The sequence below is a fragment of the Nonomuraea sp. NPDC050663 genome (assembly GCF_044456985.1).
Classification (GTDB): Bacteria; Actinomycetota; Actinomycetes; order Streptosporangiales; family Streptosporangiaceae; genus Nonomuraea.
Genome location: NZ_JBITGL010000013.1, coordinates 67437 through 82785 on the forward strand (window position 1 = coordinate 67437; position 15349 = coordinate 82785).

General features: G+C 70.6%; 10 protein-coding genes. 3 read left to right on the forward strand and 7 right to left on the reverse strand.

What is annotated here, in order from left to right:
• Nucleotides 1-318 precede the first annotated feature (318 nt).
• The 3 genes from ACIBH1_RS33370 to ACIBH1_RS33380 form a co-directional block, all read right to left on the reverse strand.
• Nucleotides 319-3210, reverse strand: coding sequence for a vitamin B12-dependent ribonucleotide reductase (locus ACIBH1_RS33370; protein WP_397317971.1), 2892 nt, complete (start codon nucleotides 3208-3210; stop codon nucleotides 319-321).
• Nucleotides 3207-3689 (reverse strand): transcriptional regulator NrdR, encoded by a 483-nt coding sequence (gene nrdR / locus ACIBH1_RS33375; RefSeq protein WP_397317972.1) that lies wholly within the window; start codon nucleotides 3687-3689, stop codon nucleotides 3207-3209. Before nrdR ends, ACIBH1_RS33370 begins: the two co-directional genes overlap by 4 nt.
• 294 nt (nucleotides 3690-3983) lie before the next feature.
• Nucleotides 3984-4478, reverse strand: a complete 495-nt coding sequence (locus ACIBH1_RS33380) for a LysM peptidoglycan-binding domain-containing protein (protein WP_397317973.1) — start codon at nucleotides 4476-4478, stop codon at nucleotides 3984-3986.
• Between the two features lie 515 nt (nucleotides 4479-4993).
• Between ACIBH1_RS33380 and lexA the strand changes: the two genes are divergently transcribed.
• Complete coding sequence (lexA, locus tag ACIBH1_RS33385) at nucleotides 4994-5701, forward strand: transcriptional repressor LexA (RefSeq protein ID WP_220134560.1); 708 nt, start codon at nucleotides 4994-4996, stop codon at nucleotides 5699-5701.
• A 68-nt stretch (nucleotides 5702-5769) separates the two neighbouring features.
• Here the strand turns inward: lexA and ACIBH1_RS33390 are convergent, their stop codons facing one another.
• Together ACIBH1_RS33390 and ACIBH1_RS33395 are read right to left on the reverse strand one after the other, a co-directional pair.
• Entirely contained in the window at nucleotides 5770-6822 is a 1053-nt protein-coding gene (locus ACIBH1_RS33390; RefSeq protein WP_397317974.1) for a MalY/PatB family protein, read from the reverse strand.
• 57 nt (nucleotides 6823-6879) lie between these two features.
• Nucleotides 6880-7413, reverse strand: a complete 534-nt coding sequence (locus ACIBH1_RS33395) for a TetR/AcrR family transcriptional regulator (protein ID WP_397317975.1) — start codon at nucleotides 7411-7413, stop codon at nucleotides 6880-6882.
• A gap of 79 nt (nucleotides 7414-7492) precedes the next feature.
• Between ACIBH1_RS33395 and ACIBH1_RS33400 the strand changes: the two genes are divergently transcribed.
• The gene (locus tag ACIBH1_RS33400) at nucleotides 7493-7885 is read left to right on the forward strand and encodes a nuclear transport factor 2 family protein (protein WP_397317976.1); all 393 of its coding nucleotides are present in this window, start codon (nucleotides 7493-7495) and stop codon (nucleotides 7883-7885) included.
• A gap of 30 nt (nucleotides 7886-7915) precedes the next feature.
• Nucleotides 7916-8383 (forward strand): SRPBCC domain-containing protein, encoded by a 468-nt coding sequence (locus ACIBH1_RS33405; RefSeq protein WP_397317977.1) that lies wholly within the window; start codon nucleotides 7916-7918, stop codon nucleotides 8381-8383.
• Between the two features lie 495 nt (nucleotides 8384-8878).
• Here the strand turns inward: ACIBH1_RS33405 and ACIBH1_RS33410 are convergent, their stop codons facing one another.
• Together ACIBH1_RS33410 and ACIBH1_RS33415 are read right to left on the reverse strand one after the other, a co-directional pair.
• The gene (locus ACIBH1_RS33410; RefSeq protein ID WP_397317978.1) at nucleotides 8879-12040 is read right to left on the reverse strand and encodes a PDZ domain-containing protein; all 3162 of its coding nucleotides are present in this window, start codon (nucleotides 12038-12040) and stop codon (nucleotides 8879-8881) included.
• 154 nt (nucleotides 12041-12194) lie between these two features.
• The gene (locus ACIBH1_RS33415) at nucleotides 12195-15290 is read right to left on the reverse strand and encodes a S41 family peptidase (RefSeq protein WP_397317979.1); all 3096 of its coding nucleotides are present in this window, start codon (nucleotides 15288-15290) and stop codon (nucleotides 12195-12197) included.
• Nucleotides 15291-15349 lie beyond the last annotated feature (59 nt).

Here is a 15349-nt window from a genome sequence, read left to right on the forward strand (position 1 = left end):
TCGCCGTCCGACCTCGCCGTCCGACCTCGCCGTCCGACCTCGCCGTCCGACCTCGCCGTCCGACCTCGCCGTCCGACCTCGCCGTCCGACCTCGCCGTCCGACCTCGCCGTTGGCCCGAGACCCCCGAGCCCATCGACGAAGTCCCAGCCCCAGCGCAACCCGCCGGCGAGGCTATTCCCCACCCCAGCCCGGCACGGGTTGCAGATGGCCGAAGGCTATCTGCCCTGGGGGTGTGGGGGTGGGCCGAAGGACCACCCCCACTGGACACAGCCCAAGCCCGACAGCGCCGAAGGCGCCGTCGGGCGAGGACCATGCTGTTAGCTGCAGCCCGAGGTAGAGCCGCAGCCCTCGCAGACGTAGCAGCTGCCCGCGGGCCGCATCTTGGTGCCGCAGGTCATGCAGAGCGGGGCGTCGGCGACGAAGCGGGCGTGGCTTTCGAGCGTCAGCTCCTTGGCCGCGGGAGCCGGGGAGGCCGCAGTGGCTCCCGTCGCGGTGCCGGTGGCTGCCTCGGTGGCTGACTCGGTGGCTGACTCGGTGGCGGATCCGAGGGCCTTCGGCTTGACCTCTATGGGGGCCGACTGGGCCAGGGCCTGGGTGTCGACCGCCGGGGCCGGGTCTTCGCCGCGCTGCTGGGCGGCGCGCTCGGCGGCGGAGAAGATGCCGAGTGCGGCGCGCTCGTCGAAGGGCAGGTGGTCGAGCGCCAGGCGACGGAAGATGTAGTCCATCACCGAGGCGGCCATGCGGACATCGGGGTCGTCGGTCATGCCGGCGGGCTCGAAGCGCATGTTGACGTACTTGCTCACGTAGGTCTCGAGCGGCACGCCGTACTGCAGGCCGATCGAGATGGCCACCGAGAAGGCGTCCATGATGCCCGCCAGGGTGGAGCCCTGCTTGGACATCTTGAGGAAGACCTCGCCCAGGCCGTCGTCGGGGTAGGACGAGGCGGTCATGTAGCCCTTGGCGCCGCCCACGGTGAAGCGGGTGGTGGTGCTCGGGCGGGAGTTGGGCAGGCGGCGGCGGGTCGGGCGGTTGATCTCGACGACCTTGATCTCCGGCTCCGCGACCTTCTCGGTGGCGGCGGCGGTGGTGGCCGAAGCGGCCTCGGTCTTCTTGCCGCCGGCCGAGAGCGGCTGGCCGACCTTGCAGTTGTCGCGGTAGACGGCCAGGGCCTTCAGGCCGAGGCGCCAGCCCTCCATGTAGACCTGCTCGATGTCCTCGATGGTGGCGGACTCGGGCAGGTTGACGGTCTTGGAGATGGCGCCGGACAGGAACGGCTGGGCGGCGGCCATCATGCGGACGTGTCCCATGGGGGCGATGGAGCGCTCGCCCATCGCGCAGTCGAACACCTCGTAGTGCTCCAGGCGCAGGCCGGGGGCGTCGACGACGTGGCCGTGCTCGGCGATGTACTCGACGATCGCCTCGATCTGCTCCTGCTGGTAGCCGAGCTGCTTGAGGGCGCGCGGGATGGTCTGGTTGACGATCTGCATCGAGCCGCCGCCGACGAGCTTCTTGAACTTGACCAGGGCCAGGTCGGGCTCGATGCCGGTGGTGTCGCAGTCCATCATCAGCCCGATGGTGCCGGTGGGGGCGAGCAGCGAGGCCTGGGCGTTGCGGTAGCCGTTCTTCTCGCCGACCTTGAGGCACTCGGACCACTGCTTGGACGCCTCGGCGTGGATCTTGCCGTCCATGGTGCCGATGGTGCGGAGGTTTTCGTTGGCGGCGGCGTGCTTGCGCATGACGCGCTTGTGGGCGTCGGCGTTGCGGGCGTAGCCGTCGTAGGCGCCCACGACGGCGGCCATCTCGGCGCTGCGGCGGTAGGAGACGCCGGTCATGAGCGAGGTGATCGCCCCGGCGACGGCGCGGCCGCCGTCGGAGTCGTAGGCGTGGCCGGTCGCCATGAGCAGCGCGCCGAGGTTGGCGTAGCCGATGCCGAGCTGGCGGTAGGCGCGGGTGGTCTCGCCGATCTTCTCGGTCGGGAAGTCGGCGAAGGTGATCGAGATGTCCATCGAGGTGATGATCAGCTCGGTCAGCTTGACGAAGTTGGCGACGTCGAAGCTGTTGTCGTCCTTGAGGAACTTCAGCAGGTTGATCGAGGCCAGGTTGCAGGAGGAGTTGTCGAGGTGGACGTACTCGCTGCAGGGGTTGGAGGCGGTGATGCGGCCGGTCTCGGGGGTGGTGTGCCAGTCGTTGATCGTGTCGTCGTACTGGACGCCCGGGTCGGCGCACTCCCAGGCCGCCTTGGCCATCTTGGTGAACAGGTCCTTGGCGTCGATGGTCTCGATGACCTCGCCGGTCAGGCGGGCGCGCAGGCCGAACTTCTCGCCCTTCTCGACCGAGCGCATGAACTCGTCGGAGACGCGGACGGAGTTGTTGGCGTTCTGGTACTGGACGGAGACGATGTCCTTGCCGCCCAGGTCCATGTCGAAGCCGGCGTCGCGCAGCGCGCGGACCTTGTCCTCCTCGCGCGCCTTGGTCTCGATGAACTCCTCGATGTCGGGGTGGTCGACGTCGAGCACGACCATCTTGGCGGCGCGGCGGGTGGCGCCTCCGGACTTGATGGTGCCCGCGGACGCGTCGGCGCCGCGCATGAAGGAGACCGGGCCGCTGGCGGTGCCGCCGCTGGACAGCAGTTCCTTGGAGGAGCGGATGCGCGACAGGTTGACGCCGGAGCCGGAGCCTCCCTTGAAGATCACACCCTCTTCCTTGTACCAGTCGAGGATCGACTCCATGGTGTCGTCGACGGCAAGGATGAAACAGGCGCTGACCTGCTGCGGCGACTTCGTGCCGACGTTGAACCACACGGGGGAGTTGAACGCGAACACCTGGTGGACCAGGGCGTGCTTCAGTTCGTGGTCGAAGATCTCGGCGTCTTCGTCGGTGGCGAAGTAGCCGTTCTCGACGCCGGTCTTGGTGTACATGCCCACGACGCGGTCGACCAGCTGCTTGAGCGACCACTCACGCTGCGGGGTGCCCACGGCGCCGCGGAAGTACTTGGTCGTCACGATGTTCGCGGCGTTGACGGACCAGAAGTCGGGGAACTCCACACCCCGCTGCTCGAAGTTGATCGAGCCGTCGCGCCAGTTCGTCATGACGACGTCGCGGCGCTCCCAGGTGATCTCGTCGTACGGGTGCACGCCGGGCTTGGTGAAGATGCGCTTCATCTTCAGGCCCTTGCCGGCCTTCTTGCGTGCAGACACCGTCTCCGTCATTGCAAGTCCCCCTTCACGACCCCTAGGGCCGAATCCTTCTCCGCCTTCAACTGTTCGATCTCGGCCTCGAAGTCCGCCAGGCTCTCGAAACCGCGGTAAACCGATGCGAACCGTAGGTACGCCACCTCGTCCAGCTCCCGCAACGGGCCGAGGATCGCCAGCCCCACCTCGTTGGAGGGGATCTCGGCGACGCCCTTGGCCCGGATGGCCTCCTCGACCTGCTGGCCGAGCTGGGCCAGCGAATCCTCGCCGACCGGCCTTCCCTGGCAGGCCCGCCGTACGCCCGCGACGACCTTGTCTCGCGAGAACGGCTCCGTCACGCCACTTCGTTTGCTCACCATCAGCAGGACCGTCTCCTGTGTAGTGAAACGTCGCCCGCACTCAGGACATGTCCTGCGCCGTCTGATCGCTCCGCCGTCGTCGGTGGAGCGGCTGTCGATGACCCTGGTGTCAGGATGGCGACAGAACGGACAGTGCACGCCTCGCCTCCTAGGCACGGGTCGAGAATCCTTTGCGCACAGCCATGCTGTGGTCACGGAAACACAAGTTGTGGTGAACTACATCGGTGTAACTACTAGATGTTGTGGTCCAACCGTAGAACTGCGGGACGGTGATCGCAACTTGCCGGGCCCCTTCGGCCCGAAGTCGCTGATCAGCACGGCGTGTCGGCTCCGGACGCGCGCGTCGCCCTCCATGAGGACGGAAAACGGCCCACGCGGCGGTCACGGCCGCGGGGCCGTCGAAACGTGATCAGGTACGGCAGAAGCCGGACGTCACCGTACGTGAGGCAGATAAAGCCGCGTTCCCGGCCGGATCAGCGAACTGTCGAGGCCGTTGAGCGACATGATCTGCCTGGCCACCGCATCCGGGTCGGACCCATGACCCGCCACGGTGCCGGCGATGGTCCACAGCGTATCGCCCCCCTTGACCTCGACCCAGGCCAGCCCGTTGGTATGGGGCACGACCGAGGCCTCGGCGGCGAAACCGGCGGCCCTGGTGCCGAGCCAGAACCCGGCGAGGGTGAAGAAGGCGATCACCAGGACGACCACGACCCGGCCGCGCCTGGTCAGGCGGATCTGGGTCGTCGACCGCGTGTTCGTCGCTTTAGGCACGGACGACAGCCGCCCGGGCCGCGCCCCCTTGCCGCTCCTGGGCGCCACCGCCCGCTTGACGGATACCCCGGCCGCCGGGCTCCTGCCCTTGGCCCCTCCATGGCGCACACCCGGCGTCCCCCCGCCGGAGAGCGCCCGCTCCCCCACCTTCACCACGAGCCCACCATCCCCCGAACCCCGGCGGCGCCCCCCGCCTGCCGTACTGCCTGCCGTACCGTTTGCCGCACCGCCGGATCCCCTCACGACCGACCCGATGCGCACCCCCGCGGCGCCGCCCCCGCTCCCCTCGCGGGGCGGCGGCACCAGCCGGAGCGCCGGGCCCCCTGGACGGCGCCTGGCCGTGCGCGGGACCCGCGTGTTCGAATGCCGCTCCTCCCGGGTGGCATCCGCGATCAGAGTGAGGCCGGACGCCTCATCGCCGGTGATGTCCGTCATTGTGGTCGTCCGCATGTCTGGCCTCCCGCCCCTTCACGGCCTAAAAGGCCGAACAAAGATCGGCGAATCGAACACGATGTCGATCGAACTCCCGTACGATGGTCTACCACAGGCTGCCGACATTTTCGAGGAACACTCGAACAATTGTTTGAGGTTGATCTTCAACGGCGATATCGTCGCTGTGTGCGACACGAAAACCACGGACCGGAAGGTCTGCCGGTGAGGAGGAAGAGGGCATGAGTGAGCACGATGATGCCGGCGGGGCCAGTGACCTCGCCCTGCGCAGGCGTGACTCCCTGGGCCTGACGCCCAGGCAACGCAAGATCCTTGAAGTGATCCGCGACTCGGTCCAGCAGCGCGGCTACCCGCCCTCCATGCGCGAGATCGGCGAGGCCGTCCAGCTGACCAGCACCTCCAGCGTGTCGCACCAGCTCACCGCGTTGCAGCGCAAGGGCTACCTGCGGCGCGACCCGCACAGGCCGCGTGCGCTAGAGGTGCGCCTGCCGGGCGAGCCGGTCTTGTGGGTCGACCCCGACGCCGAGCACGACGAGCCCGCGGTGAGCCGCCCGACGGCTGCCTACGTGCCGCTCGTGGGGCGCATCGCCGCCGGAGGCCCGATCCTGGCCGAGGAGAGCGTCGAAGACGTCTTCGCGCTGCCCAAGCAGCTCGTCGGCGAGGGCACGCTCTTCCTGCTCCAGGTCGCGGGTGACTCGATGATCGACGCGGCGATCGCCGACGGCGACTGGGTCGTGGTGCGCCAGCAGCCCGTGGCCGAGAGCGGCGACATCGTGGCGGCGATGATCGACGGCGAAGCCACGGTCAAGACCTTCAAGCGCAAGGACGGGCACGTGTGGCTCGTCCCGCACAACCCCAACTACGACCCGATCCCCGGCGACGAGGCCAGCGTCCTGGGCAAGGTCGTGGCGGTGCTCAGGCGCCTCTAGTCGCACCCGAGGCCGGTCGTCCGCCGCACGCGGGCGACCGGCTTCGGCATCCCCTCGTACGGCACGCACTACGTCAGTCGCCGCAGCATCTCCTCCAGCACCGGCAGCGACGTGGCGAAGTTCAGCCTGGCGTGGTTCTCGCCGCCGGGGCCGAAGTTCTCCCCGCCGCTCAGCAGCACTCCCGCCTCCCGTTCGAGCCGCTCGGCGTTGCCGGGGCGGCCGAAGTCCAGCCATGCCAGATATGTCGCCTCCGGCACCCGGTAGCCGATCGTGCCGGGCAGCCGCTCGGCGACCACGTGCCTGTTGCGGTCCAGGAGCCGCATCACCTCCTCCAGCCACGGGTCGCCGTGCCTCCACGCGGCCAGGGTCGCCTCCACCCCGAAGACGTTGGCGTCGCCGTACAGGAATCCGGGCATGCCCCACACCGCCTTCCGGGTCGCCTCGTGCCCGAAATGAGCGACGGCGCAGCGCACGCCGCCCAGGTTGAAGGCCTTGGAGGCCGAGGTGAGGGTGATCGTGCGTTCCGGCAGGAGCGTGGCGAAGGGGATGTGCCGGTGCGGCGCGTAGGTCAGGTCGGCGTGGATCTCGTCGGAGATCACAATCAGGTCGTGCCGCTCGGCCGCCTCGGCCAGCTCGGTGAGCTCGTCGTGCGTGAAGACCCGTCCGGTCGGATTGTGCGGGTTGAGCAGCAGCACCACCTTGCAGGTGGAAAGGTCCGGCAGCTCGAACCTCCAGCCCGAGCCGTACGGCACGGCGGGCACGGGCACGATCTCCCGCTGCATGCCCGTCACGGTCGCGACGAAGGCGTTGTAGGCGGGGGTGTGCAGCGCCACCCGGTCGCCGGGCTCGGTGACGTGGTGGAGGACCACTTGCAGCGCCTGGTTGAGGTCGGTGAAGGCGCGCGCGTGCCCGGGCGAGGGCTGCCAGCCGTACCTGCTCTCCATGCGCTCGGCGAAGGCTTCCAGCAGCACCTCGGGGGCGACGTGCGACTCCCAGTTCGGGTAGCCGAGGTCGGTGGCGGCGCGGCGTTCCAGCGCCTCGCGGATGGGCTGCGCGACGGGGAAGTCCATGTCGGCGACCCATGCGGGGATGACGCCTGGCCCGGCTTTGGACCATTTCACACCATCTCGAACTGCTTTTAGCTCTTCTGCCCGAAAGGTGTCATTCACCAGTTCAGTCTAGAACTGCCCCGCCTTCAGGCCGTCGAGGATGAGATCCACCGCCCTGGGCGAATGCTTGGCGGCGTGCCCCGCCGCGATCATCAGGGCGGCCAGCTCCTGAACGCCCACATCGGGCCGGACCGTCCCCGCGGCCTGGGCGCGAGCCAGCAGGGTGGCCAGGAGCTCGGGCAGTTCGGCACGGCCTTCCGCGACCGCCTCGTCAACGGAGATGCCCGCCGCCGCCAGGGCGCCCGCGTGGGCATGCTTGGCGGAGGAGAGCTTCGCGGATCGCCGCAGCAGCGTGAAGAGCGCCTCACGCGGATCCGGCAGGTCGAGCAGCGCGCGACCCTCCTCGACGAACGTCGCCATGCTCGCCTTGAACACCTCGCTGACCAGGGCTTCCTTGGTGGGGAAGTGCCGGAAGACGGTGCCGATGCCGACGCCCGCGGCCTTGGCGATCTCCTCGGTGGACACGCCGACTCCGGACTCCGCGATCAGCCGCTGGGCTGCCGCGAGCACTTTGGCCCGGTTCTGGGCGGCGTCGCTGCGCATGCTTCTCCTCTTGACAAGCGGAGCCGTCACTCCGGATTATCGGAGTGTCCACTCCGCTTCTTGTTCGAGGAGTCTACCCGTGAATGCTCGCTCCGTCCTGATCACCTACCTCGTCGCCGGCGCCGCCTTCGACCGCGACGCCCAGATCGCCCTCCTGCACGACGACGCCGTCCTGCGCCTGCCGTACGCGCCGGAAGGCGTTCCCGCCGCCTTCGCGGGGAAGGCGTCGGTCGCCGACTTCCTGTACCGGCTCCAGGTCCTGGTCACCGCCTCCGGCTACACCTTCGACCGCGACCAGGCGCACCTCGTCATCCACGAGACCGCCGACCCGGAAGTGGTGATCGCCGAGATCGCCGCGCCAGGGCTGGAGAATCTGCAGATCTTCCGGGTGCGCGACGGGCTGATCGTCGAGATCAAGGAGTACTTCCAACCCACATCGGGCGCCTTCGTCGCCAGGGCGCTCGCCGCGTAGTTGTCGGTGGCGTTGGCTACCTTCGGTGGCATGTACTCCACACGGGTCTCGCACCTGGTGCACGCCCCACGGGCAGCCGTCTTCCACGCCCTGCTCGACGCCGACGCCATCGCCGCGTGGCGGGTGCCTGACGGGATGCGGGGGGAAGTGCACCGGTTCGAGCCCTGGGAGGGGGGCGCGTTCCGGGTGTCGCTCACGTACGAGGCGGAGGGCCCGGCCGGGAAGTCAGGGGCGCACACCGACACCTACCACGGGCACTTCGCCGAGATCGTTCCCGGTGAGCGGGTGGTGGAGGTGCTCGCGTTCGAGACCGACGACCCGGGGATGCGGGGGGAGATGACGATGACGACGACCCTGCGCGACTCGGGGGGCGGGACGGAGGTCGTCATCGTGCACGAGGGGATCCCGGAGGCGGTGCCGGCGGCGGACAACGAGCTGGGGACCCGGATGGCCCTGGCCAACCTGGCGGCGCTGGTCGAGGGGCGGGGAAACGGCTGAGGTCAAGTCAACCTTCGGGGGGTGACTCTTTGCTCTTTGGGGCGGGATCCTCCACCGAAATGGAGCGGGCGGCAACTGATCAACGCCATCCAACGGCGGATCCGGACCGGCGCGCCGTGGGTGAGGGATCGAAGGGCCGACGGCCACCGAGCTTCGACCCCGACTTCTACCGACTGCGCCATCCTATGGAATGAGCCCTCAACCACCTCAAGCACCACCGCGACAGGGCAGCCCGCCAAGACAGACTCGCCGTCCGCTTCGAGGCCACGGTCACCATCGTCGCGATCAACCATGGCCCCGGCGACCTATGCGACACGGCCCAGCGTCAAACGCTCCTACGCCACCCTCACCCCGCACGGGTTGCAGATGGCCGAAGGCTATCTGCCCCGGGGGTGTGGGGGTGGGCCGAAGGACCACCCCCACTGAACACAGCCCGAGCACGACAGCGCCGAAGGCGCCCCCCGCGAGGCCCAAGCCGTGCGGGAGGCGCCGGGCCTACGGGGTGGGTGGAAGGTCAGGCGCCGACACTGCAGGCTTCTCCTGCAGGGCCGCCAGCGCCAGTTCCACCGCCTTCTCCAACTGCGGGTCCCGGCCCGCGGCCCGGTCCTGCGGCGTCATGATCACCTCGATGTCGGGGTCGACGCCGTAGTTCTCCACCCCCCAGTCGTGCCCCTCCAGCCAGAACGAGTACCTGGGCTGCGTGACGACGGTCCCGTCGACGAGTGCGTACCGCGAGTCGATCCCGATCACCCCGCCCCAGGTGCGCGTCCCGATGAGCGGCCCGAGCTTGCGCGCCTTGATGCCGGCGCTGACGATGTCGCCGTCGGAGCCGGCGAACTCGTCGGCGATGGCGACGATGGGCCCGCGCGGCGAGTCGTCGGGGTAGGCCCTGGGCGCGTAGCCGCGGGCGTGGACCCAGCCGGTGACGCGGCGCGACAGCTTCTCCAGGACCAGCTCGGAGGTGTGCCCGCCGCCGTTCTCGCGCAGGTCGACGATGAGCCCTTCCTGGGCCATCTCGGTGTGCAGGTCGCGGTGGAACTGCGCCCAGCCGGGCGAGGCCATGTCGGGCACGTGGAGGTAGCCGAGGCGTCCGCCTGACAGCTCGTGGACGGCGGCGCGGCGGCCGTCGACCCAGGCGTGGTAGCGCAGCGGCGTCTCGTCCTCGATGGGGGTGACGACGACGCGGCGTACGTCGCCGCCGGAGGCGGGGCGCACGGACAGCTCGACGGGCCGCCCGGCCGTACCTGGCAGGGAGGCCAGGGGTCCGCGCACGACGTCGACGGGGCGGCCGTTGACGGCGACGATCTCGTCGCCCTCGCGGACGGCGACGCCGGGTTCGAGGAGCGGGGAGCGGGCGTCGTGGTCGGACGATTCGCCGGGCAGGATGCGGGCGATGCGCCAGGCGTCGCCGTCGCGGACCAGGTCGGCGCCGAGCAGGCCCTGGCGGCGCTTGGGGTCGGCCCCGGCGCCGTTGGGCCGGGCGTAGGCGTGGGAGGTGCCCAGTTCGCCCTGGACCTCCCACAGCAGGTCGATCAGCTCGCTGTAGGTGCCGATGCGCTCGACGAGGGGTGCGTAGCGGTCGAGCTTGCCCTGCCAGTCGACGCCGTTCATGTCGGCGCGCCAGAAGTGGTCGCGCATGAGGCGTCCGGCCTCGTGGTAGGACTGCCGCCATTCGGCGACGGGGTCGATGGTCACCCCGGCGCGGTCGAGGTCGATGGTGACGACTTCGTCGCCGTCGCCGGCCGGGCGGGTCTGCAGGCCGCCGTTCTTGCCGCGGTAGACGACGCGGCTGCCGTCGCCGCTGACCTCGAAGGCGGACACGTCCTTGGCCGGCTCGCTCTTGGTGCGCTTGACCAGGTCGTAGCGCTCCAGGACCGGTTCGGGGCGGTCGGTGCCGTCGCCGAGCATGCCGGGCAGGGGGTGGCGCAGCCAGAGGAGGGCGTCCTTGGCGGCGCGCAGGTTGCTGTAGGTGCCGGCGGGCACGGGGACGGGGACGATGCGGGCGTCGATGCCGTCGGCGTCGACCTCGGTGGCGGGCGGAGCATCGGACTTGTCACCCTTGCCCGCCTTGTCGCCGGAGTCGTCGCCGTTGAACCCGCGCCCGGCCAGCGAGGGCGAGAACGGCGAGGGCGTGGTGGCCTTCAGCGGCACCAGGAAGGGCTTGGTGCTCTGGGGGAACGACAGGTCGAAGACGTGGGAGTCGTAGACGGGGTCGAAGACCCGCTCCGAAAGGAAGACCAGGTGCTTGCCGTCCAGCGTGAACGACGGGCTGGTGTCGGCGAAGCGGCGCGGGGTGACCTCGATGACCGAGCTGCCGTCGACGCGGCCGAGCTTGATCTGACGCAGGAAGTAGCCGAAGTGCGGGTAGGTCCAGGTCAGCCAGGCGGAGTCGGGCGAGAAGGCGGGCTCGCGGATGTCGCCGTCGGTGGACCTGTCGATCTCGCGGACGTCGCCGGTCTCCAGGTCGGCCACGAGCAGGCGGCCGTCGTGCGTGGTGAGCGCGACGTGCCTGCCATCGGGCGCGACCTGCAGGTCGAGCACGCGGCCGAGTTCGCCGGCGGCCAGAGTGCGGATCTCGCCGCCGGGGGTGCCGATCTCCAGGGCGTCCTCGCCGGTGGCGTCGGAGATCCACACGGCCTTGCCCTCGGCGTCGAGCGGGCGCGGGAGCCGTACGCGGACCCCGTGCTCGGCCCGCAGCACGCCGGCGGGGCCGTCGCGGTGGGTGACCCAGTGGGCGGTGCCGCGGATCTCCACGACGCTCGCGCGGCCGCTCTTGTCGGGAGCGAAGTCGGCGACGCGGGAGGGGGCCGGGCGCTGGGCGCGGGCCGGGCGCGGGCCGCTGAGCCTGATGTCGAGCTTGGTGGGCTCGGCGTCGAGGTCGGTGGCCAGCCACAGGTCCCCGCCGTGGCTGTAGATCACCCGCTGCCCGTCGGTCGCGGCGTGGCGCGCGTAGAAGTCGTCGTGCGTGGTGTGCTGCCGCAGGTCGGAGCCGTCGGGCAGGGAGGAGTAGAGGTTGCCGGTGCCGTCGGTGTCGGCCAGGAAGGCCAGGCGCCCGCCGACCCACATGACGGCCCAGTGCTGGGCGAGGTTGTCGGCGAACAGCCGGGTGAACTCGCCGTCGCCGGCGGCGTCGACCCAGATCTTGGTCGCGGTGCCGCCGCGGTACCTCTTCCACATGGAGGGTTCGCGCCACACGGCCGAGACGGTGGCGACCTTCACGCCCTCACCCGAGCGGTCGACCTCCGCCTCGCTGACCCAGCCGTACGGCAGGCGGGTGGAGGGTCCCGCGTCGAGCGGCACGGCGTGGGCCCAGAGCCTGCTGCGGTTGGCCTCGCCGCCCGAGGTCACCGCGATGACGCGGCCGTCGGGGTGCCAGCCGCGTACGGCGGTCAGCCCGTTGCCCCAGAACGACAGGCGCTCTCCCGTGCCGCCGTCGAGTTCTGCGGCGAAGACCTCGGGGGCGCCTTCGCGCGTGCTGGTCCAAGCGATCTTGGTGCCGTCCGGGGAGAAACGGGGATTGGACACCGCGACTCTGTCCGCGGTGAATCGCCAGGCCCGGCCGCCGTCGAGCGGGGCCACCCAGACATCGTCGTCGGCCACGAACGTGACCAGATCTCCGTGCAGATGCGGATATCTCAGGTAAGCGCCATTTGTCACACTCGCACCCTAGTGCGACAAAGGCCGCCCTGGGCTGGGGATTTTCGGCCACCGGACGCCGATCGGCCGGTGACGACGCACGTCGGGACCGGGCTGCGCTGCGAGCGAACAGCGGCCCCGGCCGTCCGAAGACGGACGGGGCCGCGTGACGCTCCTACGAGCGAGGCGCGGGCAGCTCCGGCGGGACGGCCGCGGGCCGCTCGGCCAGGGCGGCGAGGGCGAGCTCCACGGCCTTCTCCAGCTGCGGGTCACGCCCGGCCACCCGGTCCTGCGGCGTGATCACCACCTCCACGTCCGGCTCGACGCCGTGGTTCTCCACCTCCCACCCGTGGTCCTTCAACCACAGGCCGTAGCGCGGCTGGGTGACCATGAGGCCGTCGACCAGCGCGTACCTCATGTCGATGCCGACGACCCCGCCCCACGTCCTGGTGCCGACGAGCGGCCCGATGGCGCGGTTCTTGAACCCGGCGCTGACGATGTCGCCGTCGGAGGCGGCGAACTCGTCGGTCACCGCCACGACGGGCCCGCGCGGCGAGTTCTCCGGCTCGCGAATCGCCGAATACCCGCGCGAGTGCGCCCATCCGGTGACGGGTCGCGAGACCTTCTCCAGCACGAGGTTCGACAGGTGCCCGCCGCGGTTCTCCCGCACGTCGACGATCAGGCCCTCCAGCCCCGTCTCCACGTGGATGTCGCGGTGGAAGTTCGCCCACCCGTTGGCCATCATGTCGGGGATGTGCAGGTAGCCGAGCCGCCCGCCGGACAGCTCCCTGACCAGGGCGCGCCGGTTCCTGACCCAGTCGTGGTAGCGCAGCGGCCGGTCGTCGCCGAGCGGCGTCACCACCACCCGCCGGATCTCGCCCCCGGCCGCCGGGCGCACGGTGAGCTCCACCGCCCGCCCCGCCGTACCGGACAGCGACGCGGCGGGCCCGCGCACGGGGTCGACCGCGCGGCCGTTGACCGCGACGATCTCGTCTCCTTCGCGTACGGCGACGCCGGGCGCGAGCAGCGGCGAGCGGGCCGAATGGTCGGAGGACTCGCCCGGCAGGATGCGCCCGACCCGCCAGGCGTCGCCGTCGCGGACCAGGTCGGCGCCGAGCTTGCCCTGACGTCCGGTGGGGAGCGGCTCGATCACGTAGGCGTGCGAGGTGGCCAGCTCTCCCTGCACCTCCCACAGCAGGTCCATCAGCTCGGAGCGGCACCCGATCCGCTCCACGAGCGGCGCGTAGCGGTCCACGGCGGCCTGCCAGTCGACGCCGTCCATGTCGTCGCGCCAGAAGTGGTCGCGCATCAGCCGGGCGGCCTCTTGGTACATCTGCCGCCACTCGGCGACGGGGTCGACGACGATCGTGATCCGGTCGAGCTCGACCGTGACCACGTCGTCGCCCTCGCTCGCCGGCCGGACCCGCAGTCCGTTCTTGCCGTGCATGACGACGCGGTCGCCGCCGACCTCGAACAGGGTGACGTCCTTGGCCAGCTCGCTCTTGCAGCGTTTGGCCAGGTCGTAGCGCTCCAGCACCGGCCGCTCCTGGTCGACGCCGTTGCCGAGCACGCCGTTGAGCGGCAGCCGCAACCACAGCAGGGCGTCCTTGGCGGCCCGCAGGTTGCCGTAGCGCCCCGCGGGCACGGGCAGCGCGACCACCCGCTGGTCCAGCCCCTCGGCGTCGACCTCGACCCGCACGGGTTCCTCGCCGTTCTCCTCGGGTTCCCAGCCGCGCCCGAGCAGCGACGGGTCGAGGGGCGAGGGCGTGGTGGCCTTCAGCGGCACCAGGTACGGCTTGCAGCTGTTGGCGAAGCTCACGTCGAAGACCTGCGAGTCGTAGACCGGGTCGAACGTGCGCTCCGACAGGAAGGCCAGGTACCTGCCGTCCAGGGTGAAGGCGGGGCTGTGGTCGTTGAAGCGCACCGGCGTGACGTCGATCGGGCCGCCGCCCTCGACGCGGGCCATCCTGATCTGCTTGAGCCAGTCGTCGTGCGGGTGCACCCAGGCCAGCCAGGCCGAATCGGGCGAGAAGGTCAGGCCGGAGACGTCGCCGTACGCGGTGCGGTCGAGCTCGCGCACCTGCCCGGTGTCGACGGTGACGAGCAGCAGCCGGCCGTCGTGGGCGGCCAGCGCGACGTGCTTGCCGTCCGGCGCGGCCTTGAGCGCCAGGACCCGGCCGAGGTCGCCGCCGATCGTGCGCCGCGGGCCCCCGGGGGCGCCGATCTCCAGCGTGTCCTCACCGTCCGCGTCGGAGACCCAGACCGCCTTGCCCTCGCCGTCGAGCGGCTGCGGAAGCCGTACGCGCACACCCGGCTCGGCGCGCAGCGCCCCGGCGGGGCCGTCGCGGTGGGTGAGCCAATGGGCGGTGCCGCGGATCTCCACGGTGCTCGCGCGGCCCGCGGAGTCGGGCGCGAACGACTCGATCGTGTTCGGCACTGGCGCGGGCGCCCGCCCGGGACGCGGCCCGCCGAGCGTGATGTCCAGCTTGCGAGGTTCGCCGTCGAGCTCGGTGAGCCAGAGGTCACCCGCGTGGCTGTAGACGATCCGCCGGCCGTCGGTGGTGGCGTGGCGGGCGTAGAACTGCTCATGGGAGGTGTGCTTGCGCAGGTCGGAGCCGTCGGGCAGGACCGAGTAGAGGTTGCCGACGCCCTCGTGGTCGGCCAGGAACGCCAGCCGCTCCCCCACCCAGCGGGCGGACCAGTACTGCGCCGCGCTGTCGGCGAACAGCCGCGTGAACACGCCGTCGCCGCTCGTGTCGACCCACAGTTTGTGCGCCCGGCCGCCGCGATAACGCTTCCAGCGCGACGCCTCGGTGTTGTTCGCCGAGACGACCGCGACCCTGGCATCGCTGACCGACACGTCACCGACCCAGCCGTACGGCAGGCGTTCGGCCGCTCCGCCGTCGAGAGGTACGGCATGGGCCCAGGTGCGGTTGCGCGCCCCCTGCCCGACGGAGCTGATGGCGATGACCCTGCCGTCCTCGCTCCAGCCGCGCACGCCGGTCAACTCGTCGCCCCAGTGGGTCAGCCGCTCCCCCTCGCCCCCGTCGAGGTCGGCGACGAAGACCTCGGGAGCGCCCTCACGGGTGCTGGTCCAGGCGATCCTGCCGCCGTCGGGCGAGAAGAACGGGTGCGAGACGGGCACCCGGTCGGCGGTGAAGCGCCACGCCCTGCCGCCTTCCAGCGGCGCCACCCAGACGTCGTCGTCGGCCACGAAGGTGACCAGCTCGCCGTGCAGATGCGGATATCTCAGGTATGCACCATTCGTCACAAACGCACCCTAATGCGGAACGGCGGCCCGGTGACCCGGACCGCCGTGCCGTACCCCTG